This window comes from Corynebacterium sp. c24Ua_83 (assembly GCF_039907245.1).
Taxonomy (GTDB): domain Bacteria; phylum Actinomycetota; class Actinomycetes; order Mycobacteriales; family Mycobacteriaceae; genus Corynebacterium.
In genome coordinates this window covers 209,498-234,105 of record NZ_JASBOI010000003.1, presented here as the reverse complement: position 1 = coordinate 234,105, position 24,608 = coordinate 209,498, and the positions used below count along the sequence as shown (strand labels likewise).

Annotated in this window: 20 protein-coding genes, 1 tRNA gene and 1 other RNA gene; 16 read left to right on the top strand and 6 right to left on the bottom strand. The window is 64.5% G+C overall.

What is annotated here, in order from left to right; genetic code table 11:
• Nucleotides 1-45 precede the first annotated feature (45 nt).
• Nucleotides 46-1,032 carry an alpha/beta hydrolase gene (locus QKE30_RS04135; RefSeq protein ID WP_347934171.1) on the top strand — a complete coding sequence of 329 codons (987 nt, stop codon included), beginning with the start codon at nt 46-48 and terminating at the stop codon, nt 1,030-1,032.
• Here the strand turns inward: QKE30_RS04135 and aceE are convergent.
• Nucleotides 1,029-3,785: a pyruvate dehydrogenase (acetyl-transferring), homodimeric type gene (gene aceE / locus QKE30_RS04130; RefSeq protein WP_347934170.1), complete on the bottom strand. Its 2,757-nt coding sequence runs from the start codon at nt 3,783-3,785 to the stop codon at nt 1,029-1,031. The genes QKE30_RS04135 and aceE overlap by 4 nt on opposite strands.
• A gap of 254 nt (nt 3,786-4,039) precedes the next feature.
• Here aceE and QKE30_RS04125 point away from each other — a divergent pair, with 254 nt between their 5' ends.
• The 3 genes from QKE30_RS04125 (at nt 4,040) to QKE30_RS04115 (ending at nt 6,039) form a co-directional block, all read left to right on the top strand.
• The gene (locus QKE30_RS04125) at nt 4,040-4,528 is read left to right on the top strand and encodes a DUF3052 domain-containing protein (protein ID WP_347934169.1); all 489 of its coding nucleotides are present in this window, start codon (nt 4,040-4,042) and stop codon (nt 4,526-4,528) included.
• Between the two features lie 155 nt (nt 4,529-4,683).
• A tRNA-Val gene (locus tag QKE30_RS04120) sits at nt 4,684-4,759 on the top strand.
• Nucleotides 4,760-4,941: 182 nt separating this feature from the next.
• Nucleotides 4,942-6,039, top strand: coding sequence for an SURF1 family cytochrome oxidase biogenesis protein (locus QKE30_RS04115; RefSeq protein ID WP_347934168.1), 1,098 nt, complete (start codon nt 4,942-4,944; stop codon nt 6,037-6,039).
• 582 nt (nt 6,040-6,621) lie between these two features.
• Here QKE30_RS04115 and QKE30_RS04110 read toward each other — a convergent pair.
• Together QKE30_RS04110 and QKE30_RS04105 are read right to left on the bottom strand one after the other, a co-directional pair.
• The gene (locus tag QKE30_RS04110) at nt 6,622-7,158 is read right to left on the bottom strand and encodes a low molecular weight protein-tyrosine-phosphatase (RefSeq protein WP_347934167.1); all 537 of its coding nucleotides are present in this window, start codon (nt 7,156-7,158) and stop codon (nt 6,622-6,624) included.
• A 31-nt stretch (nt 7,159-7,189) separates the two neighbouring features.
• Complete coding sequence (locus QKE30_RS04105) at nt 7,190-7,906, bottom strand: HAD hydrolase-like protein (protein ID WP_347934166.1); 717 nt, start codon at nt 7,904-7,906, stop codon at nt 7,190-7,192.
• Between the two features lie 111 nt (nt 7,907-8,017).
• Here QKE30_RS04105 and QKE30_RS04100 point away from each other — a divergent pair, with 111 nt between their 5' ends.
• The 9 genes from QKE30_RS04100 to QKE30_RS04060 all read left to right on the top strand — a co-directional run bounded on the left by QKE30_RS04100 (nt 8,018) and on the right by QKE30_RS04060 (nt 15,102).
• Entirely contained in the window at nt 8,018-9,208 is a 1,191-nt protein-coding gene (locus QKE30_RS04100; protein WP_347934165.1) for a Nif3-like dinuclear metal center hexameric protein, read from the top strand.
• Nucleotides 9,209-9,221: 13 nt separating this feature from the next.
• Nucleotides 9,222-9,965: a C4-type zinc ribbon domain-containing protein gene (locus QKE30_RS04095; RefSeq protein ID WP_347934164.1), complete on the top strand. Its 744-nt coding sequence runs from the start codon at nt 9,222-9,224 to the stop codon at nt 9,963-9,965.
• A 36-nt stretch (nt 9,966-10,001) separates the two neighbouring features.
• Nucleotides 10,002-11,297, top strand: a complete 1,296-nt coding sequence (locus QKE30_RS04090; protein ID WP_347934191.1) for a bifunctional RNase H/acid phosphatase — start codon at nt 10,002-10,004, stop codon at nt 11,295-11,297.
• Nucleotides 11,298-11,310: 13 nt separating this feature from the next.
• Nucleotides 11,311-11,777: RNase P RNA component class A (rnpB, locus tag QKE30_RS04085), an RNA gene on the top strand.
• Nucleotides 11,778-11,864: 87 nt separating this feature from the next.
• Nucleotides 11,865-13,328 (top strand): RNB domain-containing ribonuclease, encoded by a 1,464-nt coding sequence (locus tag QKE30_RS04080; RefSeq protein WP_239201259.1) that lies wholly within the window; start codon nt 11,865-11,867, stop codon nt 13,326-13,328.
• A gap of 38 nt (nt 13,329-13,366) precedes the next feature.
• Nucleotides 13,367-13,555, top strand: a complete 189-nt coding sequence (locus tag QKE30_RS04075) for an SPOR domain-containing protein (RefSeq protein ID WP_239201260.1) — start codon at nt 13,367-13,369, stop codon at nt 13,553-13,555.
• Nucleotides 13,545-13,943, top strand: a complete 399-nt coding sequence (locus tag QKE30_RS04070) for a DUF202 domain-containing protein (protein ID WP_070488843.1) — start codon at nt 13,545-13,547, stop codon at nt 13,941-13,943. Before QKE30_RS04075 ends, QKE30_RS04070 begins: the two co-directional genes overlap by 11 nt.
• A complete protein-coding gene (locus QKE30_RS04065; protein ID WP_239201261.1) occupies nt 13,944-14,309 on the top strand; it encodes a DUF202 domain-containing protein in 366 nt (121 codons plus the stop codon). It begins immediately after the preceding gene.
• Between the two features lie 100 nt (nt 14,310-14,409).
• Nucleotides 14,410-15,102, top strand: a complete 693-nt coding sequence (locus tag QKE30_RS04060) for a hypothetical protein (RefSeq protein WP_239201262.1) — start codon at nt 14,410-14,412, stop codon at nt 15,100-15,102.
• Nucleotides 15,103-15,449: 347 nt separating this feature from the next.
• Here the strand turns inward: QKE30_RS04060 and panB are convergent, their stop codons facing one another.
• On the bottom strand, nt 15,450-16,310 hold the full coding sequence (panB, locus tag QKE30_RS04055; RefSeq protein ID WP_239201263.1) for a 3-methyl-2-oxobutanoate hydroxymethyltransferase: 861 nt from the start codon (nt 16,308-16,310) through the stop codon (nt 15,450-15,452).
• A 133-nt stretch (nt 16,311-16,443) separates the two neighbouring features.
• On the opposite strand from panB, the gene QKE30_RS04050 reads away from it, so the two are divergent.
• Both QKE30_RS04050 and QKE30_RS04045 read left to right on the top strand, forming a co-directional pair.
• Nucleotides 16,444-17,781: a glutamine synthetase family protein gene (locus QKE30_RS04050; RefSeq protein ID WP_034965301.1), complete on the top strand. Its 1,338-nt coding sequence runs from the start codon at nt 16,444-16,446 to the stop codon at nt 17,779-17,781.
• A gap of 87 nt (nt 17,782-17,868) precedes the next feature.
• On the top strand, nt 17,869-21,006 hold the full coding sequence (locus tag QKE30_RS04045) for a bifunctional [glutamine synthetase] adenylyltransferase/[glutamine synthetase]-adenylyl-L-tyrosine phosphorylase (RefSeq protein WP_347934163.1): 3,138 nt from the start codon (nt 17,869-17,871) through the stop codon (nt 21,004-21,006).
• A gap of 92 nt (nt 21,007-21,098) precedes the next feature.
• Here the strand turns inward: QKE30_RS04045 and QKE30_RS04040 are convergent, their stop codons facing one another.
• The gene (locus QKE30_RS04040; protein WP_347934162.1) at nt 21,099-21,887 is read right to left on the bottom strand and encodes a sortase; all 789 of its coding nucleotides are present in this window, start codon (nt 21,885-21,887) and stop codon (nt 21,099-21,101) included.
• Between the two features lie 43 nt (nt 21,888-21,930).
• Between QKE30_RS04040 and QKE30_RS04035 the strand changes: the two genes are divergently transcribed.
• Nucleotides 21,931-23,250 (top strand): MFS transporter, encoded by a 1,320-nt coding sequence (locus QKE30_RS04035; RefSeq protein WP_347934161.1) that lies wholly within the window; start codon nt 21,931-21,933, stop codon nt 23,248-23,250.
• Between the two features lie 10 nt (nt 23,251-23,260).
• Here the strand turns inward: QKE30_RS04035 and QKE30_RS04030 are convergent, their stop codons facing one another.
• On the bottom strand, nt 23,261-24,604 hold the full coding sequence (locus QKE30_RS04030; protein ID WP_347934160.1) for a hypothetical protein: 1,344 nt from the start codon (nt 24,602-24,604) through the stop codon (nt 23,261-23,263).
• Nucleotides 24,605-24,608 lie beyond the last annotated feature (4 nt).

Below are 24,608 nucleotides of genomic sequence, written 5' to 3'. Positions count from 1 at the left end.
GGCCGTTTGTACACTCATCCTAACAATCTTGCGAAGGTCATTCCTATGCGTCCCGTCACCGCCGTCCGCAACCTCGCCAGCATCGTGTTGCGCGACCCTCCCGCCGTCCCGGGCCTGCCGCGCGCACGCTGGATCCATCGCCTGACCATGGACGACGGCGCTAAGGTCGCCGTCCATGAGGTGCGTTCTTACTCTTTCTCTTTTGAGGACGCCCCCTCGTCCGCCCCCACCACCCTCATTCTCATGCACGGCTTCAACCTGACGGCGGCTTCCTGGTTCTTCCAATTGGCCGCACTGCGCGAGCAACCGAACCTGCGCATCCTGCTGCCGGATCTGCGCGGCCACGGCGCCAGCGAGGATGCCCCGGGGCTGGACATTGAACGCACCGCCATCGACCTGGCCGCGACCATCCGCGAGCTCGCGCCGACGGGAAGGCTGATCCTGGCGGGCCACTCGATGGGCGCTATGACGGTGCTGGGAGGGCTGCGCCACCTGGATGAAGCTGACTTGCAGCGGGTTGGCGGTATCGCGCTGATCAACGGCGCGATCGATACCTTCGCCTCTGCGGGTGTGTCCCAGATTCTGCATTCCCGGCTGGTGCGGGCGACCCGCTGGCTGGGCCCCAAGAGCCCCAGTCACCTGGAATGGGCGAAGTCGCTGGTGGAGTGGGCCATCAAGCCCGTGATCGCCGCCTTCATCTACCACGGCTCGCTGGACGAGGAGGAATCCGATAACTTCGACGTCCTGACTTTCCACGCCAACGAGATCGCCGGGACGTCCATGCGCACGCTACTGGGCTACCTGGACGACCTGACCGAGCACGACGAGCTTGCAGCCGCCGAGCTACTGGCCGACATTCCCGGCGAGATATTGGTCGGAGCGATGGATGACGTCACCCCGCCCAGCCAGAGCAAACGCATCCATAACCTCTGGCCGCGCGCCGCTTTCCACGAGTACCCGGAATCCGGGCATATGCTGCCTGTCGAACGCCCGGAGGACGTCACCCGGGCGTTGCTGAACCTACTGGGCTAGTTGGTTGCAGTCGGGTCGTCGATCTGGAACCGCTTGGCGGCCTCCGCAGCCACGGAGCGCTCGATCTTGCCCTCGCGCGCCAGGCCCAGCAGCACGCCCACCACGATGGACTCCGCATCCACGTTGAAGTACCGGCGCGCCGCCTCGCGAGTATCCGCAAAGCCGAAGCCATCGGCACCCAGCACCACGTACTCGCCCGGCACCCACTTGCGCACCTGCTCGGCCACGGTGGTGGCGTAGTCGCTCACTGCCACGAACGGACCCTCCGCAGCCTCCAGCTGCTGAGTGATAAACGCCGTGCGGGGCTCCGCAGCCGGGTCGCGCAGCTGCTCCAGCTCCACGGCCTGGCCATCGCGGGCCAGCTCGTTCCAGCTGGTCACAGAGAACACGTTCGCGTCTACGCCGAACTCCTTCAGCAGCTCCTTCGCCTTCAACGCTGCCGTCATGGCCACGCCAGAGGCCAGAATATTGGCCTGCAACTCCGCTGAGTCCGAGGCGGCGTCATAAAGGTAAATACCCTTGTGCAGCCCCTCCACATCGAGGTTCTCCGGCTCCGCCGGCTGGTGGATCGGCTCGTTGTATGCGGTGAGGTAGTAGATCACGTCCTCGCCGCGACCATCGTTGCTGTTCTCGCCGTACATGCGCTCGATGCCACGGTGCACGATGTGGGCGATCTCGTAGGCAAACGCCGGGTCGTAGGTCACCACAGCAGGGTTTGTGGACGCCAACACGGGGGAGTTGCCGTCCATGTGCTGCAAGCCCTCGCCTGTCAGCGTGGTACGGCCCGCGGTGGCCCCGATCAGGAATCCGCGAGACATCTGGTCTGCCGCCGCCCAGATCTCGTCGCCCACGCGCTGGAAGCCGAACATCGAGTAGAAGATGTACAGCGGGATCATGACTTCGCCGTGGGTGGCGTAGCTGGTGCCGGCGGCGATGAAGGACGCCATAGAGCCGGCCTCCGAGATGCCCTCGTGCAGAATGTGGCCGTCGGTGGCCTCGCGGTAGGAGAGCATCAGGTCGTGGTCCACCGGTGTGTAGTTCTGGCCGTGCGGGTTGTAGATCTTCAGCGTCGGGAACCAGGAATCCATGCCGAAAGTACGCGCCTCATCCGGGACGATCGGCACGATGCGCTTCTTCAGCTCGTCGTCGCGCATGAGGTCCTTGAACACGCGGACCAGGGCCATCGTGGTGGCGACCTCCTGCTTGCCGGAGCCCTTGCGGGCCAGCTTCGCGATGGAAAGGTCAGGCATCTTCAGCGGCGTGAACTTCTCGCGGCGCTCCGGCAGGAAGCCGCCGAGCTCCTTGCGGCGGTTCAGCATGTACTGGATTTCTTCCGCATCCTCGCCGGGGTGGAAGTACGGCGGCAGGTACGGATCCTTCTCCAGCTCCTCGTCGGAGAATGGGATGTCCTGCTTATCGCGCAGGATCTTCAGATCCTCTAGGGCGAGTTTCTTCATCTGGTGGGTCGCGTTGCGGCCCTCGAAGTTGTGGCCCAGGCCGTAGCCCTTAATGGTGTGGGCCAGGATGACGGTCGGCTGGTCCTTAGTCTCCAGGGCGCGCTTGTAGGCGGCGTAGATCTTGCGATAGTCGTGGCCGCCGCGGCGCAGGTGCCAGATCTCCTCGTCCGTCATACCTTCCACCAGCTTGGCGGTGCGCGGATCCTTGTTGAAGAAGTATTCGCGAACGTAGGCGCCATCGTTGGCCTTGAACGTCTGGAAGTCGCCGTCCGGGGTGGTGTTCATCGCGTGGACCAGGGCGCCCTCTTCGTCGCGGGCGAATAGCTCGTCCCACTCGCGACCCCAGACGACCTTGATGACGTTCCAGCCGGCGCCGCGGAAGAAGCTCTCCAGCTCCTGGATGATCTTCGTGTTACCGCGCACGGGGCCGTCCAGGCGCTGCAGGTTGCAGTTGATGACGAAGGTCAGGTTATCCAGGTTGTTCAGCGCGGCGGTTTGGATCAGGCCGCGGGATTCCGGCTCGTCCATCTCTCCATCGCCGAGGAACGCCCAGACGTGCTGCTGGGAAGTGTCCTTGATGCCACGGTCGTGCAGGTAGCGGTTGAAGCGCGCCTGGTAGATGGCATCCATGGGGCCCAGACCCATGGAGACAGTCGGGAACTCCCAGAATTCCGGCATGCCGTGCGGGTGCGGGTAGGAAGGCAGACCGTGGTCCGGCTTGGAGGCCTCCTGGCGGAAGGCATCCAGGTCTTCTTCGGAAAGGCGGCCTTCCAGGAAAGCGCGGGCGTACATGCCGGGGGAGGCGTGGCCCTGGAAGAAGATCTGGTCGCCGCCGCCTGGGTGATCCTTGCCGCGGAAGAAGTGGTTCAGGCCGACCTCGTAGAGCGGGGCCGCGGAGGCGTAGGTGGAGATGTGGCCGCCCACCCCGATACCCGGGCGCTGGGCGCGGTGAACCATGATGGCCGCGTTCCAGCGGATCCAGCGGCGGTAGCGCTTCTCGATCTCCTCGTCGCCCGGGAAGTCGGGTTCCTGGGTGGTGGGGATGGTGTTCACGTAATCAGTGGACAGCAGGGGCGGCAGAGGGACGCGCTTGGCAGTGGCGCGCTCCAGCAGGCGCAGCATCAGGTAGCGGCCGCGATCCGGGCCCGCGGATTCCAGCAGCCCGTCGAGGGAATCCATCCACTCCTGGGTTTCCTCCGGGTCGGAATCGGCCAGGTAGGAGGCCACTCCGTCTCGGATCAAAGCAAAGTTGCTGGCATCGTATGCGCTGTTGTTCTCTTCTGCCGAAGTGGACATTGGTTCGTCCTCCTAAGATCCGCGGGTTGTGGGGCGCCCTTGTTTTTAGGCCCCTTGTGGCTTCCACAGTACGTCAAAGTCGCGTTAGAAAACCTCCGTTGGAAGCCCGACTATGTTAGGTTCAAAAATGAAGTTTTTTAACCACACCAGCTGCGATAACTGCAGGGACGTGTAGCGGTTGTGATACGGCCACTATGCGCTGGCGGTTAGCCGACGGGCTGGTTTTCTTAGAAAGGTACGAAATAACAGTGGCAATGGCCCCCGGTTCGGCTTCGAGCCCTGCAGGCTCCGCTGGCGGTGCACAAGGCAATGGCGCGAAGGATGCACAGCGCGCGCAGTCGCAGAATGGACACGGTTGGGCGGATCTGCTCAACATCGAATCCGACAGCTTGATCCAGGAGATCGGTTGGGACGAAGACTGCGATAACAGCATCAGCGAAGCCCTGGAAGACGCTATCGGCGATGCCCTGTTGGATATCGACACTGACGAAGTGGTTGATGTCGTACTCCTGTGGTGGCGTGACGAGGACGGCGATCTGGTCGACGGTCTGGTCGATGCGACCCGCAGCCTGGGAGAGGACGGCCGCATCTGGCTGATGACCCCCGCGAAGCTGGATGCCGGACGTGTGGAGCCAGGCGTGATCGCCGAGTCCGCCCAGCTGGCAGGCCTGGTGCAGACCAAGTCGGAGCGTCTGGGCGACTGGCAGGGCGCCTGCCTGGTTTCCTCCGGCACCAAGCGCTAGCCCTGTAGGTGCCGGGCAGCTCAGACATCGCGCTGAAAAAGGCGTGTGATGCTGTCTGTGCCGGGCGCCACCTGCGGTTTCGTTATTTCGTGGGTGGGCGTGCTAGAGTCATTATCGCTTCAAACGAAGCACAGTTTCTTTCTTAGAAACAGCTCGCGCCTTTAGCTCAGCTGGAAGAGCAGCTGGTTTACACCCAGCAGGTCGGCGGTTCGAACCCGTCAGGGCGCACCAAAATTTTTACCGCCTCGTGGCCCCTTCGGCTGCGGGGCTGTTTTTGTACTCTGCTGAGACTTGCTCGGCTCCGCCCGCCTGGCTCTGCCCGCTCGGCTCCGACTCTGTTCAGCTCCGCTTTGCCCGCTCGGCCCGGCTCCGCCTATTTGGCAGCCCCGCTGCTCGGGGCAATAATGGAGCACATGGCATCCTCGAAGCGCAGCGGCTGGCGAAACTTCCTCACACCCGGATGGGTCATCACCGCCATCCTGGTCCTCGCCTTCACCTACGCCGCATTCAGCTTCCTAGCCCCCTGGCAGCTGGGGAAGAACAAGGATAAGAACGCCTTCAACCAGCGCCTCGAACAATCCCTGCAAACCGACCCCGCTCCGATCACCGATGTGATCCCGGGCGATGGGGGCTCAGTGGGCGTCGAAAAAGAATGGACCAGAGTCGCACTACAGGGCCAGTTCCTGCCGGACAAAGAGGTGCTGCTGCGCAACCGCCCGGTGGAATCGGCTCATTCTTATCAAGCATTGACGCCCTTTCGGCTCGACGGCGGACAGACCGTTTTGGTACATCGCGGTTGGGTTGCCGTGGAGGGGGATGGGGCCGCGCCTAAGTTGAAGCGGGCGCCGGGAGATCACGTGAAGGTGACCGGGTTTATCCGCATGAGCGAGGCTGTGCCGGATGCGAAGCCGACGGAATCTCAGGGATACACGCAGGTCACGGGCATGTCGACGAAGCAGATTTCCGAGGTGACGGACGAGGACTTGGCGGCGGACTATGTGCAGCTGGATTCGGAGAGCGTCGACCACCTGAACGGCATGGCCGGTGATGGTGCTGACGGTGACGGCAGCGGAGAAGACGGCGGTGCGCCGGATCTGCAGGCGCTGCCGTTGCCGCACTTGGATGGTGGCACGAACTTGTCCTACGGAATTCAGTGGATTGCGTTCGGCATCCTGGCGCCGGTGGGCTTGGGCTGGTTTGTGTATGCGGAGATGCGCGAGCGTCGGCGTGAGCGCGAGGAGAGCGCCGAAGTCGCCCGCCTGAATGCCCAGATCACCGATGGTGCCGGTGGTGGAGATGCTGGTGATGGGGATGCCACTGGCAGTGGAGCCGGTGCGGGTGCTGGCGAAGTTGCTGCTAAACCCAAGCCGGCCGACTCTAAAAAGTCGGAGCCTAGTGGCGCCGAGAAGCCGAAGTCTCGGAAGCGTTCTGATCTCACCGACCGCTATGGAGGCACCCGCTCCCGTTTCGAGGAGCGCCGCGCGGAAAAGCGCGGCCGGGAGCGCTTCTAGTCCCTACAGGTCGCCGGCCCGGGCCCAGGAATGTTGGGTCGGCCCGCGGAATGTTTGTCTCCCGGACTGAGGAATGTCGTTAGATCGGGAATGTGCGAGGGCTGCCGTCCGCGAATGTCGTTAGATCGGGAATACGTCAACGCCGACGGAGCACCAAGATTTTTCAAAACTCTCTGACCTGCGGGTTTGTGTAGATGAAAATAGTTGGCATCAACGTTTTCTCGTTCTAGCGACATTTGCCCATCTAACGTGGCTGAATATGCCCGCCCCGGAGACATTTGGCCACCTGGAGTGGTTGAGAATGCCCGACCCCGGCGGCAATCGGTGGGGCGGGAAGGGCTAAATGTCGGAAAAGTTGCAGAACGGAAAATCAGCAATCGGTCGGCGCGCAAACAAAATGCTCTGACCTGCAGGTATGTGTTAGTGAAAATTGCCTGCAATAACGTTGTGCAACTTTTCCGACATTTAGGTGCCAGCGGTGGCGTTTTGAGGTCTGCGCGGACGCTGTTCTGCAACTCTGCCGAGCAGTAAGCGGCGGAAAGGCCTCCGGCCCCAGCTATCCCGGCGCCCGCGTCCGCAGGACTATCGCCCCAGCTGCTCCCGCACGTACTCCACGATCCCCGGCACGGCAGTCTCAATCTGCTGTCCGACCTCGGTAAAGTCCGACCGGTGGCCATAGTAAGGGTCGGCGACTTCGGCACCGGCGGGGGAGTTGGCGTCAAAGCTACGGAACAAACGAATGCGCTCCGGGGCAACACCCGCATTGCGCAACCCGCGCACATGCCCGTCGTCCATGGCCAGGAAAAGGTCGGCGCCCAAATGCTCAGGTCCGAGCTGTGCCGCGCGGTGCGCCGTGCCGTCGTAACCCATTGACGCCAACTCGTCCACCGCCCGACCATCAGCACCGTCGCCGATGTGCCAGCCGCCGAGTCCGCAGGAATTCAGGGTCACGGGCGCGTCGGCGGAAGCGGAGGATCCAGCGGCAGCGTCGGCGCCGTCAGCATCAGCGGCCGGGGAGTGGCTGGTGGTGATGCCGGCTTCCTCGAGGCCGGCGCGCAGAATCACCTCGCCCATCGGGGAGCGGCAGATGTTGCCCGTGCATACGACAGTGATGTGCATTGAGTTCCTTTCAGTTCGTTGAGCAGCCCGGCTAGCCTTCGTTGGCCCAGCGCTGCACCAGCGCGTCCAGCTCCTCCAGTGTGTCCACGCTGTAGGCGGCCTTGGCGTGCTCTTCTGCGGAACCGTAGCCCCAGCCGACCAGCACCGTGGGGATGCCGGACTGCGCGGCACCCTCCACGTCGTGGATGCGGTCGCCGATCAGCAGCATCTTCGTCGGGTCGAGGGCCTGCAGGCCTTCCTCGGCGCTCATGTGTGCCAGGAATTCCCGCACCTCGGGAGCCTCTTTCAGCTGCTCGAGCGCGTACTCAATAACAGCGGCCTTGGACCGGCGGGTGCCGTCCTCCTGTGCTGCGCCGAGTACCGCGAAGTACTTCAGCATGTCGTGTTCGCGCAGGATTCGCTCCGCCGACACCTCGGACTTTGACGTCGCCGTGGACAAAATAATGCCCTCGTTCGACCACTTTTCCAGCAGCTCGCGCATGCCGGGGAACGGGGTGGCTTCCTTCCAGCGTCCGTTTTCCTGGTCCGAGAGGTACGTGTCGAAGACCTTCTGCAGCAGCTCGCCTTCCAGGCCAATGTCCCGCAGAGTTTCCACCATCGGAGGGCCGGGGATCTCGCGCACGCGCTCCTCGGGAGGCACGGGCACTCCGTGTGCCTCCAGGGCATTCACAAAGCTGGCGCGGATGCCGGGGTAGCTATCCATCAGCGTTCCGTCTACGTCTACAAGCAGAATAGGTAAATCTCGCACTCCTCCAGTGTGTCAGATCTGGCTAGGCTGGGTGGAGCATGCAGCCAGCCGAGCGAGCAGCTTGGCTGGCAGCACCTTGCAGCAGCACATAGCAGTACCCCAGGAGAATCCGTGCCAGAGCCATCTACCAACCCCGCACCCGCCTCGAACCAGGCAGCCAACGCCGCATCCGCCGCGAACCAAACCACCGTCGCCGACGTCGTCGCCGCCCTGGAGGCCGCCTACCCGCCCCACCTCGCGGAATCCTGGGACGCAGTCGGCCTGATCTGCGGCGACCCCGCCGAGCCCGCCGACAAGGTCGCCTTCGCTCTGGACTGCACCGACGATGTAGTGGAGGCCGCCATCGCCCAGGGCGCGCAGATGCTCGTGGTCCACCACCCGCTGCTGCTCCGTGGCGTCACTGCCGTGCCCGCCAACTCCCCGAAGGGCCGCATCGTCCACAAGCTGATCCGCAACGGCATCGCCCTGTTCGCCGCGCACACGAACGCGGATTCCGCCCGCCCCGGCGTGAACGATCGCCTGGCTGAACTCCTCGGCGTCACCCCGGGTGCACCTCTGCGTCCGATTCCTTCCGGCACCGACAAGTGGGGCTTCACCGTTCCTGTTAATGACGCCCCCACGGTGAAATCTGCCATCTTCTCCGCAGGCGGTGGCGCGCAGGGCGACTATGAGCAGGCCTGCTTCGAGTTCTCCGTCACCGGCCAGTTCCTGCCCACGGAGGGTGCGAATCCGCATCTCGGCGCGGTCGGGGAGGTCGAGACAGTCGAGGAGGTTCGCATCGAGTTCGTTGCCCCCGCCGCGAAGCGGGAAGCGATCCGCGCGGCTCTCATCAAGGCCCATCCTTATGAGGAGCCTGCCTACGACTGTGTGGAAACCTCCCTGCCCACGCCCGCCGACCAGCAGCTGGGCATCGGCCGCGTCGGCGAGCTGGATACTCCAATGACCCTGCGGGAATTCACCACCCGCGTGGCCGAGCGCCTGCCCGCCACCGAATGGGGCGTGCGCGCAGCCGGAGACCCCGATGCCATGATCCACACCGTCGCCGTCGCCAGCGGCGCCGGCGACAGCTTCCTCGGCCAGGTCGCAAGAATGGACGTGGACTGCTTCGTCACCTCCGACCTGCGCCACCACCCAGTGGATGAGCACCTGCGCATGGGCGGATGCCCGGTCATCGATACCGCCCACTGGGCCAGCGAGTTTCCGTGGTGTTTCCAGGCGGAAGGCGTCATTAAGAAGGCAACGAAGGCACAGACCACAGTGATCGACGTGCGCACCGACCCGTGGACCGTGCACAAAAAGTAGGAGGGCAACTGCGATGCGCTGGACGACCGACGACCGAAGGATCCTGGCAGACCTAGCACGCGACCAGGAGGAGCTGGGTATCGCGCAGGCGCGGCTGGATTCGCTGCCGGAGCAGGCGAAGCTGGAGGAGCTGCAGGCTCAAAAGCGCGAAGATCGCCGCCAGCAGGTGCTGAACAATGCGCAGGTCAGAAGCGACAAAGCGACCCTGATGCGTCTGCGTCAGGACGTGGCGAAACTCAAGGAACGCGAACGGGCGAATATTGCGGGGCTGAACTCGCAGACCGACCCCGAGCGGCGGCGCGACCTGAAACACGACCTGCGCAGCACCCACGACCGGCTGCAGGATCTGGAGAGGCGACTGGAACGCTCCATGAAGGTGCAGTCCATGTTCAGTGGCGCGAACTCCGCCGCCGACGAGGCCGACGACCAGACACATGCGCAGGTCGACAAAGATATCGCCGCAGCGCAAACAGAGTTGGACCGCGCGACCAACGCACTAGAGGCAGATGTTTCCGCGATTAAGGCCCGGCTGGCCCAGCGCCGAACCGCACTGGAAGACACGAACGCGGAGCTGCTACAGGCCTACGACCAGCAGCTCGCCGAGCACGGGGTGGGTGCGGCGCTGCTGAAGGGGCGGACGTGCCAGGCGTGCTTCATGGAGTTGGACCCTCTGTCGCTGAAGGAGATCGACGCGCTGACGGCAGACGGCGGGTCAGTGCCGCGATGCCCTGAATGTAATGTCCTGCTGCTGCGATAGAGTGGCCTGAAGACGACAGAACGAGGGTGATGAATGATGCGTTTAGACGTGGAATGCGACGGAGGATCCCGCGGTAACCCGGGCATCGCCGGTTGCGGAAGTTCGGTCCTGGAGGGTGACCAGGAAGTAGCCGCACGCTGGGAGTTCATCGCCAAGGCTACGAATAATGTGGCGGAGTACCAGGGGCTCATCAATGCTCTGGAGCTGGCCATCGAGGTGGCGAAGATACGTGGGGTGGCTGCCGAGGATCTGGAGATCCAGGTGCGCATGGATTCCAAGCTCGTCGTCGAGCAAATGAGCGGCCGCTGGAAGATCAAGCACCCTGACATGAAGCCCCTGGCCGCGCGAGTCAAGGAACTCGAGGCCACCCTCGCCGCCGTCACCTACAACTGGGTGCCGCGCGCGCAGAACAAACGCGCTGACGAGCTGGCCAATCGCGCCATGGATGATGGGGTTGGGGGCCGCTGGTTTGATGACGCCCTCTCGTTCCAACCCGCCGCCGACTCAGCCGAAGCCGACGGGGATGCCGCGCCGGCACCTGCAGGGACTGCGGGCGCGGAGGCCACTGGTGCGGAGGCCGTGACCGATGCCGCGAGCGCGCCGGAATGGCACCCCGGCGGGAAGCCGACCCGCCTGTGGGTGCTGCGGCACGGGCAGACGGAGATGAGCGTGAAGAAGCAGTTCTCCGGGCTCTCCGACCCGGAGCTGACCTCCCACGGGCATGAGCAGGCTCGACGGGCCGCGGCCTACGTGGCCGGACAGCTGGCAGGCGGCGCGGGTGGCAGCGCTGGCCCGGTGGCGATCTACAGCTCCCCGCTGAAGCGCACCCGCCAGACCGCGGAGGCCGTGGCTGAGGCACTTGCCACCTCTCCCCGCGTTCACGTGACCGAGGCCCTGATCGAAATGAACTTCGGAGACTGGGAAGGCCGCACCTTCGCCGAGGTCATGGATGAATTCCCGCTCGAGCACGACGCCTGCTTCTGGGATAGCTCCGCCGCCCCCAGCGGAGGTGAAAGTCCCGACGACGTGCTCGCCCGCGTCCGCCCCTTCCTCCGCGACGTGGCTCGCAACCATCCCGGCGAGGACGTCGTGCTGGTCAGCCACGTCACGCCCATCAAATCCATCCTGCGTCACGCCCTCTGCGCAAGCGGTGCACTGTACCGCACGCTGCACCTGGACCTGGCAGGCTTGAGCGTCATCGAAATCTTCCCGGATGGCTCGAATGGTTCCGGGGGAGAAGTGGGCGTCAATAACAAGGGCAGCAACAAAGACAGCGCTGTGGTGCGAAGGGTCAACGATACGCACTTCCTCGATGGAGAAACCGTGCGCTAGAGTTAAGCCTTGTCGAGACGGCCGGGCGATCGCGGCGCACGGAACCACCCTGTACACGGGGCAGGCCGGGCGCGGAGGAAAGTCCGGACTCCACAGGGCAACGGTGGTTGCTAACAGCAACCCGGGGCGACCCGCGGGAACAGTGCCACAGAAAACAAACCGCCCGCCACGCGCGGGTAAGGGTGAAAAGGTGCGGTAAGAGCGCACCAGCACCCCAGGCGACTGGGGTGGCTAGGTAAACCCCACCGGGAGCAAGGTCAAGGTGCCCGCACGCGCGCCATCCCAGATGGTGCACCAGCGTGCGGCGTAGCTCTAGGGCTGCCCGCCCAACAATGAGCAGGTAGGCCGCTTGAAGCCACCAGCAATGGTGGGCTCAGATGGATGATCGCCTCGTCCCACGCCTTCTTCGCGTGCCCCTCGCGGGCGCTGCGGAATAGGCGGGGGATAGGACAGAATCCGGCTCATAGGCCGTCTCGGCGCAAAAATTTTTTCGGGGGTTTCCGGCGTGGCCGGGAAACTCGGCTGGGTGCGTGGCCGGGGCGGGGCGGTTGTGCCACTCTTGGAGTCATGAAACTTTTCGCCGCCGAGCTGAACTTCCGCGCCATCGCCGAGGAGTTCCAACTGCCGGAACGCTTCCCGGAGGACGTCCACGCCGAGGCGCTGCAATCCAGCGACCGGCACGCCGACCAGCGCCGCGATCTGCGGGATATTCCGTTCGTGACCATCGACCCGGCGGGTTCGATGGACCTGGACCAGGCGGTGAACATTCAGGACGCGCCGGGCGGTGAAGGCGGCGCCGCCCGGTGGCGCGTGCTGTACGCCATCGCGGACGTCGGCGCCTTTGTTGATCCGGTCGGGCCTCTGATGGCGGAATCCTTGCAGCGCGGCCAGACAATGTACCTGCCGGACGAGCCGACCCGCCTGCACCCAGCGGAGCTTTCGGAGGGCAGCGCCTCGCTGCTGCCGGACCAGACCCGTCCCGCCGTGGTGTGGGATATTCTGCTGCGTGCCGACGGTGAGGTCGCGGATTTCACCGTGTACCGCGCGCTAATCCGCTCCGTGAAGCGCTTCGACTACACCGAGGTGGAGGCGGACATGCACGGCGGCGCGCTGCACCCCGCCATCGCCCAGCTGCCGGAGGTTGGCCGGGCGCGCCAGCGCTCTGACCTGCGGCGTAAGGCTATCAACCTGCGTTTGCCCTCGATCTCTGTGGAGCGCACTCAGACCGAGGACGGCACCGAGCGCTACCTGCTGGGCATCGACGAGCGCCAGGAGATGAACGACTTCAACTCCGAGCTGTCCCTACTGGCGGGCATGTGCGCTGGCGAGATGATGGTGCGCGCGGGCGTGGGCATCCTGCGCACCCTGCCGCCCGCCGGGGACAAGGAGATCGCCGCCTTCGACCACTCCGCGCACGCCTTGGGGTTCGATCGCTCCGGCCGCCCGATCGGGGAATTGCTCGCTGATATTGACGCCTCCACGCCGCGCGGCATGGCACTCATGCGCGACGCGCAGAGTCTTCTGCGCGGGGCGGGGTACCAGCAGTTCGGCCTGGCCGGCGGGGCGGGCGGTGCCGGCGGTGCAGACGGCGCGGAGCCTGAGCCCAGCATCCACGCCGGCATCGGCGGCCACTACGCGCACGTCACCGCACCCCTGCGCCGACTGGTGGATCGCTTCGCTACGGAAATCTGCCTGGCGATCGCCAGCTCCCAGCCCATCCCGGAGTGGGTGACCGCCAACGTCGACCAGGTTCTCGGCACCATGAAATCCAGTAGCCAGACGGCCAGCGCCGTCGACCGCGCCTGCATGAAACTCACCGAGGCGGTCGTCCTGCAACCGTGGGTGGGCCAGAATTTCAACGCGACGGTGCTCAATAGCGACGGCGGAGACAAGGCGAAGATCCTAGTCGAGGAGCCGCCCATCTTGACGACTTGTGTGGGCGGCCCAGACGAGGCGTCAACAGTTAAAGTAACCCTGATTGAAGCCGAACCCGCAGCGCGAGAGGTACGTTTCGCCTGGCCGGCCGATTAGGCAGGGGGGTGTCCGGTGCGTGTGGTACACATGAGCCTATGAGCGAAAATGATGCGCAGAAGTGGTACTACGACACGAAGAGCGGCCAGGTGAGCCAGGGCAAGGACAGCGCGTGGGATAGCCGCATGGGGCCATACGACTCGCGCGAGGAGGCCGAGGCTGCCATCGAGACCGCGCAGCAGCGCACCAAGGAGGCCGAGGAGTACGACGCGGAAGATGACGACTAAGGACTCGGAGCGCTCGTGGCTGGCGCGCACCCTGCTGCCCGAGGGGAAGGAGCCGGACCCGCGCTTCACCCTGGCGAACGAGCGCACCTTCCTGGCGTGGATCCGCACCAGCCTGGCGTTTCTTGCCGGCGGGGTGGCGCTGGAGGCGTTCCGTTCGCCCAACGTGCCCGAGCATCTGTGGAGTGCCGCGGCTGTTCTGGTGCTGATCGTCGGCATGCTGATCGGCTTGGGGGCGGCGGTGCGGTGGCTGCGCGTGGAGCGTGCCATGCGGACCGGGAAGGCTCTGCCGGTGCCCGCGATCGTGCCCTTTCTGGCGGGCGTGGCCGTGGTGGCTTGCGCGGTGGTGCTGGGGTTTGTGATCTTCGGCGATTTTGGGATGGAGCTGTAAATGACGCGCCGGGAGGTGCGTGGGGCTGCGCGGGAGGTGCCCGAGCGCCCGCACTCTGACCTGGGACTTCAACCGGAGCGCACCAGCCTGTCGTGGCAGCGCACCTTGCTGGCGTTGTTGGTCGTCAGCGCGATGCTGTTCCGGTGGATCGGCCGCTACGGCGTGATCGTCCTGCCCGCCGCGGGAGTGTTGGTGCTGCTCGCGGCGCTCATTCTGCTGACGCAAAGGCGCCGCTACCTGCGCTTTAGCGCCGGTCTGCGCGCCGAACGCCTCACCGCGAACGTCGGCTCGGTCGTCGCGGTGACTGCGGCTGTCCTGATCTGCGGCGTGGTCGCCGCCACCTTCGTTATTCTGGACGCCATCTAACCCCAACCGCCCAGCATTGTTGTACTGTCCTAAGTGTTGATCAAACGCGCAGTTCAAGGCAGGTCACTATGTGCAGGCGTAATAAAGGGGCTAAAAGCGTGTGGACGTAAATGTTTTCTATCGGACTTTTGACGTCTCTGATGTTGCCCCAGGGGCTAATGTTTTAGATGTCATCTTTCACGGGTTGATCCTCTTTACTGTTCTGTCCAGCATTATGGCCTGGGTGGCAATCATTATTTTGATTTCCAGATCGGTTTGGAGAAAAAAGAACCCCGGCAGACAAACCCGTATGTGGGTAGTTTTCTTTGCTCTGTCCTTTTCGATATACGTGATTTCTGTTCCGTTGTCCTTCAAATTAGTGCTGTTCCCGGGTGAAATATCTTCCAGGATCTACACCCTGGATAAATACGGTAACGGAAGGGCGGTTCCAATGGTGACGGAAGATTCCCCAATAAACACCGTGAGAGTGGATTACGACAAGAAGACTTTTTTGGAGAAGTATCATCAAGAGGTTCTAGACGCTTTGTCCAGTGACCCAGAGTTAATGCAGTATGACCTTGTGGGATGTAGGGATCAGGGGGATGACAAGTATGAGAAGTCAATTTTCTGCGGCGGCTATCTGGATTCCGGTGTTCGTGCCGTTAAGGGAGGGAAAGAGTTTAGTTTAAATCCCCATTTTCATTTTGGGGAGAGGCCAGAATATATTCGAGAAAGTAGAGGGATGGATTTAGAAAACTCGCCTGGCGGCGGCATGCCGGTTCGGCTTACGGTTTACATTTCTGGGCGAAGCTAGTGGTGGCTGGCGGCGGCTCGCGTGGGCGTGGCTGGCGGTGGCTGGCGCGCTAAATGTCGTTAAAGTTGCAAAACGTTACTGGCAACGATTGTAGACACTGCAAAGACGCAGGTCAGAGCAATTTCGCTAGCTGGACAAATTTTTTCGGGAAGACGAATTACCACTTTAACGACATTTAGCCGCTGAGGTGGGGGTGCCAGCCGGCTCGAAGGGTGCCAGAGTGGTCTGTGGGGTTGGTGTGGCGCGGCGGAATTGGGGAGCGGGTCGGTGCCAGGCTGCCGAGGTGGGGGCGGCCGTTGGAGCGAGGGAGCCAGCCAGCCCAGACCAGTCCAGCCTAGCCAGCAGGCCTAGAAGCAGTGCTCCTGCGCCGGGAACTTACCCTCAGCAACCTCTCGCTTGTAGGCAGCAGCGGCGGCCGTCAGGTCCGAACCCACCGAAGCCCACTGCTTAGCGAAGCGCGGACGGTGCCCACCCGCCGGGAATGCAGCCATGTCGTGCCACACCAGAACCTGCCCATCGCAGTCCGGACCTGCACCAATGCCAATCGTCGGGATGTCCAGCTCCTTAGTCACGGAAGCAGCCACGTCCGCGGGCACCATCTCCAGCACCACCATGTCGGCACCGGCTTCCTGCACGGCACGGGCGTCGGCCAGCAGCTGCTCGGCGCCAGCCCCGCGGCCCTGCACCTTGAAGCCGCCCAGCTGGTTGACGGACTGCGGAGTAAAGCCGATGTGCGCGCACACGGAGATGCCGGCGTCAGTAATAGCGCGAATGCGATCCGCAATCCGCACCCCGCCTTCGATCTTCACCGCATGCGCGCCCGTGCGATGCAGCATCTCGGTGGCGGCCTTCACGGCCTGCTCATCCGAAGCCTCATAGGTGCCGAAGGGCAGGTCAGCGACCACGGCGGCGTTGCCGGCTCCGCGGACAACGGCGGCTGTCAGGTAGACCATCTCGTCCATGCTGATGCGCTGGGTGGCGTCGTACCCAAACACCACATTCGCGGCGGAATCGCCGACCAGCATGATTTCCACGCCCGCCTCGGCGAACGCGACGGCGGTGGAGTAATCGTAGGCGGTCAGCATCGCGAACGGCTCGCCCGTGCCCTTGCGCGCCTTCAGATCGGCGATGCGCACTTTCTTGGTGGGGACCAGGTAGCCGTTGGGGGTGGAGCCGGATGTTCCAGATGTTGCAGTCATGCTGTTCATTCTAGGTGACGCCCTCAACCCCAACCGCTAAACCGCCGACTAGTGCAAACGGGGGCGCGGGCGGGCGCGAACGGGGGCGTAGCCTAGCGCAAACGGGGGCGCAGCCGGGCAGGGAACTTCTACAATGGGGGATATGAATCGCCAACAGGAATATGTTCTGCGTACGCTGGAAGAACGCGACATCCGCTTCGTTCGCCTTTGGTTCACGGATATCCAGGGGTACCTCAAGTCCGTGGCGGTGGTGCCAGCGGAGCTAGAGGGGGCTTTCCAGGAGGGCATCGGTTTCGACGGCTCGGCGATTGAGGGGTTTTCCCGCATCGCGGAGTCGGACACGATCGCGCAGCCGGACCCATCGACGTTCCAGATCTTCCCGTTTAAGTCAGATGATGGAGCTTTGTCGGCGCGCATGTTCTGCGACATTGCGATGCCGGATGGCACCCCTTCGTGGGCGGATCCGCGCCAGGTTCTGCGCCGCCAGATGAAGGCCGCTGCGGACCAGGGCTTCAGCTGCTATGTGCACCCGGAGATCGAATTTTTTCTGGTGAAGGAGCTAGAGACGGAGGGGTATCCGCCGGTGCCGACGGATAACGGCGGCTACTTCGACCAGGCGGTGACTGACGATGCTCCGGCTTTCCGCGCCCACGCGATTAGCGCGCTGGAGCACATGGGGATTTCTGTGGAATTCTCGCACCACGAGAACGCGCCGGGGCAGCAGGAGATCGACCTGCGCTACGCCGATGCCCTGACGATGGCGGATAACGTGATGACCTTCCGCTACCTGATTAAGCAGGTCGCCCGCCGCAATGGCGTGGCCGCGACGTTTATGCCAAAGCCCTTCCACGAGCACGCGGGTTCCGCGATGCACACCCACATGTCCCTGTTCGAGGGGGAGAGCAATGCTTTCCACGACCCGGATGATGAACTGCGCCTGTCGGGTACTGCGAAGTCCTTCATCGCGGGCATCTTGGAGCACGCCCCGGAGATCACGGCTGTGACGAACCAGTGGGTGAATTCCTACAAGCGCATTACCTCCGGCGATGAGGCTCCGCGTGCGGCGGCGTGGGGTGCGTCGAACCGCTCGGCGATGGTGCGCCTGCCGATGTACACGCAGAACAAGGCGGCCTCCCGCCGCGTGGAGGTCCGCTCCCCGGATAGCGCCTGCAACCCCTACCTGGCTTATTCGGTTCTACTGGCCGCAGGTTTGAAGGGCATCGAGGAAGGCTACGAGCTGCCCAACCCGGCGGAGGAGGATGTCTCCCGCATGACCCGCCGCGAGCGCATCGCCGCAGGTTACAAGGATCTGCCCTCGGATCTGAACAGTGCGCTGCGGGAGATGGAGCGTTCCGAGCTGGTTGCCGATGCCCTCGGCGAGCACGTCTTTGAGTTCTTCCTGCGCAACAAGTGGCGCGAGTGGTACGAGTACCAGTCGCAGATCACGCCGTGGGAGCTGCGGAACAACCTGTCCTTCTAGTCGCCTAGTCTGCGGCTTCCTCTCCCGCACTTCCACCCCTCCCACCACCTTCAGTACTTCCTTGAGTTCCAGGAGCACCTTCACCCCATGACCCGCCCCCGCAGTTCGCGTTCCTCCGTGCCGACCGCCCGTACCCTGGGCCTGACCCACCCCAAGGCGCAGGACGACCTTGAGCGGCTCGGATGGGTGGATGTCCAGCACGCGGAGCAGATGTGGATTCTCGCCTCGACGGGTGATCCGGATCTGGCGCTGAACAACCTGATTCGCCTGGTGGAGGCGCTCGACCGCGCAGACGCTGCGAACGCTGCGGACAGTTCCAACGGCGCGGCCGGGGGCGCCGCCGGAAGCGGTAGTGGCACTGGCAGCTCCGGCAGTGCAGGCACCAGCGCCGAGCTGCTGACGCGCGTCAACGAATCCCGCCAGTTCGCCGTCCGCCTGCTGAGCCTGTTCGGTGCGTCGTCTATGCTGGGCGACCACATCGTCGCCAACCCGGCGGAGTGGAAACAGCTCGAAAACGGCATGCCGTCGGCCGAGGAAATGATGGAGCTCATGCTCGGCAGCGTCTCGGCAACTTCCGTTGAAGGATCGGGCGAGCGGGTGTTTCGGGCGGGCGTCACAGGCCCAGAGGCCGACGACGCAATGCGCCGAACCTACCGCACCATCCTCGCGCGCATCGCCGCCGTCGACGTCGCGGGCACCTTCGTGCAGCGCGGCGAGGAATCGGCCGAGCCCGTCGAGTTCGAGCTGGTCTCCCGCCGACTCTCCGACGCGGCGGACGCCGCGCTGACCGCCGCCCTGGCCGTCGCGTGCGCGCAGGTGTACGAGCCGGAAGAGCAGCCCGCCCGCCTCGCGGTGCTGGCCATGGGCAAGTGCGGCGCGCAAGAGCTGAACTACATCTCCGACGTGGACGTCATCTTCGTCGCCGAACCCGCCGACCCGAAGGCCACCCGCTGGGCGGGCGAGTTCATCAACATCGGCAGCCGCGTGTTCTTCGAGGTAGACGCCGCCCTGCGTCCCGAAGGCAAGAGCGGTGCCCTGGTGCGCACCCTGGAATCGCACGTGAAGTACTACAACCGCTGGGCCGAAACGTGGGAGTTCCAGGCGCAGCTGAAGGCGCGCCCCATGACCGGCGACCTGGAGCTAGGCCAGGAGTACGTCGACGAGCTGGCATCGAAGGTATGGTCGGCCGCCGAACGCGAGGACTTCGTGCACGACGTGCAAGCCATGCGCCGCCGGGTGATCGAAAACATCCCGGACGACATCCGCGCCCGCGAGCTGAAACTGGGCCCCGGCGGACTGCGCGACATCGAGTTCGCCGTCCAGCTGCTGCAGATGGTGCACGGCCGCACGGACGAATCGCTGCGCACTCGCTCCACCGTCGCCTCGCTGCGCGCCCTGGCCAAGGGCGGCTACATCGGACGTGCGGACTGCCAGAACCTGCAGGAAAACTACGCCTTCATGCGCCTTTTGGAGCACCGCCTGCAGCTGCAGCGCCTGAAGCGCACGCACACCCTGCCGCCGAAGGAGGACAAGGCTGCCCGCGTGTGGCTGGGCCGCACCTCCGGCTGCCGCCCAGAGGGCACGAGGAGCATGGACGAGCAGCTGGCGGCAGACGTTAAGCGCGTGAGCCTGGAGATCAGCCAGCTGCACTCGAAGCTGTTCTACCGCCCGCTGCTAACCTCGGTGGCGGCTATGCAGGCCGACACGATCCGCCTGTCGCCGGAGGCCGCGAAGCGCCAGCTGGCCGCCCTGGGCTACGCCTACCCGGACCGTGCCTTCGAGCACCTAAGCGCCCTGGCCGCGGGCAGCAGCCGCAAGGCCAAGCTGCAGGCCATCATCCTGCCCACGCTGCTGGAATGGCTGGGGGAGACGGTCGACCCGGACGCTGGCCTGTTGAACTACCGCAAGCTCTCGGAGGCCGCGCACGACTACAGCTGGTTCCTACGCCTGCTGCGCGACGAGAACATCGTGGGCAAGCGCCTCATGCACATCCTGGGCACCTCGCCCTATGTCGCGGAGTTGTTCTTAAACTCCGTGGACTCGGTGAAGATCCTGTCCGACGGCGCCACCGGCCCGAAATTCCTGGAGCGCGAGCCGCAGGTTGTCACCCACTCCCTGGTCGCAGCTGCCGGCCGCCATCGCCACCCGGACAAGGCCATCGCCGTCGCCCGTTCGCTGCGCCGCGCGGAGCTGGCCCGCATCGCCGCAGCCGACCTGCTGGGCTTCATGGACGTGGAGCAGGTCTGCGTTTCCCTGTCCTGGGTGTGGGACGCGGTGCTCGAGGCCGCCCTGCGCGCCGAGATTCGTTTCTGGGAAGACGAGAATGTGGCCAACGCACCGGCGCGCATCACCGTTATCGGCATGGGACGGTTGGGCGGTGCGGAGCTCGGGTATGGTTCTGACGCCGACGTGATGTTCGTCGCCCAGCCTGTCGAAGGCGCGGACGAATCAGAGGCGCTGAAGTGGGCCACCAGCATTTGCGACACGGTGCGAACGCGCCTGGGAAGGCCCAGCCAGGATCCGCCCCTGGACGTGGACATTGACCTGCGCCCGGAGGGGCGCAACGGCCCTGTCGTGCGCACGCTGGATTCCTACCGCCGCTACTACAAGGAATGGGGCGAGACGTGGGAGATGCAGGCGTTGCTGCGCGCCACGTGGATCGCGGGCGACAAGGACCTGGGCATCGAGTTCCTGCGCATGATCGACGACTTCCGCTACCCGCCGGGAGGCGTGGACGACAAGGTCGTCCAGGAGGTTCGCCGCATGAAGGCGCGCGTGGATGCCGAGCGCCTGCCGCGCGGCGCGGACCGCAAGACCCACACCAAGCTGGGCCGTGGCGCCCTGACGGACGTGGAGTGGACCGTGCAGCTGCTTACGATGCAGCACGGGGACGATGCGGATAACCTGCGTAACACCTCTACCCTGGAGACCCTGCGCGAGCTCGCCAGCGGCGAGTACATCGCCGAATCCGATGCGGAGATTCTGCGCGATGCCTGGATCACCGCCACCATCGCCCGCAACGCAATTGTGCTGGTCAAGGGCAAGCGGAAGGATCAGCTGCCCAGCCACGGCGACCAGCTGCGCCACGTCGCGGCGGCCGCCCACTGGCCGCCGGAGCAGGCCCAGGAGTTCCTGGACGACTACCTGAAGAAGACCCGCAAGGCCCACCGGGTGGTGGATCGGGTGTTCTGGGGCGAGGACGTTGGCATCGACTACGGCGGCTAGGCCCGCGGCCGAAGCTGCCGGCGGGCGAAGCGACTAGACCCGTGGCCGGAGCCGCGTGTAGCCAGCCGCCGGAGCCGCTCGCCGCCAGCGGGCTAGACCAGCTCGCCCTCGACGATGACGTTGTAGCCGAGGTCGTTGCTGCCGGAAACCGAGCAGGCGATCAGCACGATCCGCCCCGGACGCTTGTCGTCCATAATGTCCGGATCCACGATGGCCTCGTTCTTATCCACCAGCCAACTGCGGGTAACCTTCCAGGTCCGCTGGTGGTTCGCGCCGTCGCGCATCTTAATCTTTGCTCCGTTGAGCACGTCGGAAGAGTAGCGCTTCACCGGCTTGCCATCCGTGCCCTTTACGTTCTTCGGTGGGGCATTCAGGTCCACATCCGCCGTCACGGCCTCGCTCAAGGGGTTAAACACCAGCGGGGCCGCACCCCACGCATGCCCCAGGACGTACATCGTGCCCTTCTCCGCATCCTTCGGCGAAACACCCCAGCCATTGACCCAGCGCACCATGGTGTTCTGCGGACCCGCCGGGTTCAGCGGCAGGGCGTAGGGCATCGAGTCGAACGTTGCACCCTGCACCGGCGCGGGGCCGTCCATGTTGAAAGACCCGGTTCCCCCGACTGGCCCCGGAACCACCGAGGGGTCATCCTCGTCCTCCCGCTTGTCGTCCTTCTTCGGCTTCTTCTCGCTGGGCTTCGCGGAGCTTGAGGTGGCGGAGTTGGACGAGCCCTCGCTGGAGTTGGTGGTGTTGGAGGCCGAGGGGGCGTCCCCACCCAAAGAGTCCAGAGCAACCCAAATAAGCGAAGCGATTATGAGCAGCAGGACCACGACGAAGACCAAAACACGGAGAGGATTAGAGAAGGGGCGGCGAGAGCTCATGGTGAATAAGTTTATCCATAACCCACGGAGTAGCGTGAGATGAGTGACAGCTACGGATAAAGACAAACTCAGCGCACGCGCGCTCATCGTGTGGGGAGCCGGGGTGCTGTGCTACACCCCGGCGGTAACGGGACGCACGTCCTTCGGCGTGGCCAGTGTGGATGCCATCGACCGCTTCCACATCAACGCTGCACAGTTGGCGGTGTTTACCGCACTCCAGCTGGCCGTGTACGCCTTCGCGCAGATCCCGGTGGGACTACTGGTGGATCGCTTCGGCCCACGCAAGCTAATGGTGGCCGGCGCTTTCGTTATGGCGGTGGGGCAGGTCACGCTGGCTTTCACCACGAGCTACCCGGTGGCGATCTTCGCCCGCATGCTGATCGGCGCGGGTGATGCGACGGCCTTCCTGTCCGTGATGCGCCTGATCCCCGCGTGGATTCCGCTGCGCCACGCGCCGCTGCTCGGCCAGCTGACGGGTGCGGTGGGGCAGTTCGGCCAGTTCCTGTCTGCTGTGCCTTTCCTGAGCCTGCTGCACGCGACCAGCTGGCAGACCGGCTTCGTGAGCCTCGGCGCGGTTGGTGCGCTGCTGGCGCTGGCCGCGGGCGCGTTGGTGAAGGACTCGCCAGAGCCGGAGGCAGAGGCAGAAGCGGAGGCGGCGCGCGGAAAGGCCAGCGCTGATGCGGGCACCAAGGCCAGCGCCGAGCCCGCCAAGCCCGCCGAGCGCCTGGGCGTGAAGAAGGTCCTGGCCAACGTGCTGACCAACCGTGTCTGCTGGCACGGCTTCTTCGTCCACTGGACGGGCCTAGGCGCGCTGGTGGTGTTCACCCTGCTGTGGGGCCTGCCGATCATGACACTCGGTCTGGGGCTGCCCGCCGACCAGGCCGGCCTGGCACTCTCGCTGGGCACGCTGGCCTCCGTGGCGGTCGGCCCGATCGTGGGTCTGCTGTCCGCCCGCTTCTACAATCGCCGCATGCAGATTGTGATGGTCTTCTCCATCACCGGCTGGCTGGGCTGGCTGTGGTTCTTCACCTCCGCGCCGACGGGCGCGCTGTGGGCGGCGTGTCTAATGAACATCGTCATGGGCTTCACAGGCCCGGTTGCGAACTTGGGCTTCGACTCCGTGCGCGAGAAGGTGGACCGCCGCTTTGTCGCGACCGGCACAGGCCTGGCGAATATGGGCGGCTGGATCGCGGGAATGATCGGAGCTCAGGCCGTCGGTGTGCTGCTGAACCTGCGCGCCCCGGACGGCAACTACGACTGGGCGGACTTCGGCATGGCCTGGATCGCGGTGGCTACCGTATGGGCCTGCGGTTTCTGCGGAATGTGGCTCACGCGTGATCGCAACGTGCGCCGTTACTCTTAAGCCCTTTTCCTCAGGCTTTTTCCTTAAGACGTTCTTTCTTCGTGACGCCCTCAGCCTCCCGCTTCTTTGCGGCTCGCGACTTTAACCCGGCGTGGATGGTGAGCTTGAGCGCCAGGTAAGTGATGTAGACCATCAGGATGTTCCGGGCGGTGAGTACGAGGGCTGCGAACCAGTGGGGACCTTCGAACAGCAGGTTATAGGTGAAGGGGAACACTGCCGTGGTCAGGGCGGCAGTGAGCACGCTGAGCCATGCGAGCTTGCGCAGCGTGTCGGCCTCTCTACTCGTTCCGGCTTGCGCATTGGCCTCGTCGCGTGTGCTGTCCCGCCCGGAGGCGCCGGGGTTGTCCGGCTGCTTTGCCAACAGGACTGCCAACACCGGGCCGAACCATACGACGTACTGCGGGGAGAACACCTTGTTGGAGACGATCAGCAGCAGCACCATCGTCAGGAAGAACAGGGCGGTACTGAGGGGAGACCAGGCGTCACCAAGAAAATGCCACAGAGCCCAGGCAAGGCCGAACAACATGGTGCACGCCATCAACACGCTGCTGGCCGTGACCAGCTGATCCACGCCCGGGCCGAAGATCTCGAAACTCTTCGACGGGGCCTTATCGATGTGCCAATGGCCGGGGAAGAACGCAGCCGCGACAATCAGGGGAGTGGCGAGGATCGACTCGATCTGCAGGCCACGGACGTCCTGGTAAGTCAGCGGGGAGACCAGGCGATCCCAGCCGGAAGTCAGCGCCGTAATCGCGCCGACGACCACGAGGGTGCCACCGAACGTGGCCAGGCGAGCCCAGGTAGCGGAGCGATTCCACCGATCCACCAGCCCGGCGGCCAGCGCGGCAGGCCACAGCTTCGACATCGCTGCAAATCCCAGCAGTGCGGAGGCGAGCTTCGGGTGGGTGAACAGTGCGGCTGCGGTGGCGGCGACCAGCAGGCCGGGGATGAGATCCAGGCGAGAGTAGGCGATAGGCCCCGCGGCGGCGGTGAAGGCAGTCCAGAACAGTGCGGCGCGGTGGCTGCGGTTCAGTAGGTAGAAGAAGAATGCCGTGCTGAGGGCAATGAGGAACCCAGAGAACAGGGTGAGGAAAACAAAGGCGTTGTCTCCGCTCAGCTGGATGATCGCGCGGACGGGCCACAGGCCGGCATCCGGATACTCGGATAGCGGCAGCGCGCCATGGCTGGGATGCGTGGGCTTGCCCAAGGAATTACGGAAGTAATACATCGGGTCGCCCTTGGCGAAGGGCCAGAAGATCAGGATTCCAACGATAACCGCATTCGCCGCTACCCAGGCTGCGATGATTCTAGAACGGGGCCAAGTGGCGGTAGTTACGTTGGTCTGATCACTCACGAGA